Below are 424 nucleotides of genomic sequence, written 5' to 3' on the forward strand. Positions count from 1 at the left end.
ATCAAACATCGTTGGCAAACCCTGGGCCTGGGCACTCTGGCCGGCTTCCGTAGCATGACGGCTCCGGCCCTGTTAAGTAGTAACCTACTCACGTACCGGCCACACGCGCTGGCTGGCTCGCCACTGCGCTATCTGCAAACGCCCCTGGTGGCGCACGGCCTCAAGCTGCTGGCTGCCGGCGAAATGACGGCCGATAAGCTACCCCAGATGCCCGACCGCATTACGCCCACAGCCCTGTTGGGCCGGGCCGGCGCCGGTGCCTTGGTGGGGGCCACACTCTACAAAATTAACCACGAGAGCCAGTGGCGCGGGGCGCTGCTGGGCGGCGTGGCCGCCATTGCGGGCTCCTATCTAAGCTTCTTCCTGCGCAAGAAAGCCACTGAGGGCTCCGGCCTGCCCGGGGGGCTGGTGGGCGGCCTGGAAG

The 424-nt window shown here is 66.3% G+C and carries 1 protein-coding gene; it reads left to right on the forward strand.

The annotated features are described in order from the left end of the window. The coding region (locus D7Y13_RS50180; protein WP_158626242.1) for a DUF4126 family protein at positions 1-424 on the forward strand (424 nt) is incomplete at both ends.

The organism is Corallococcus praedator, from assembly GCF_003612125.1.
Taxonomy (GTDB): domain Bacteria; phylum Myxococcota; class Myxococcia; order Myxococcales; family Myxococcaceae; genus Corallococcus; species Corallococcus praedator.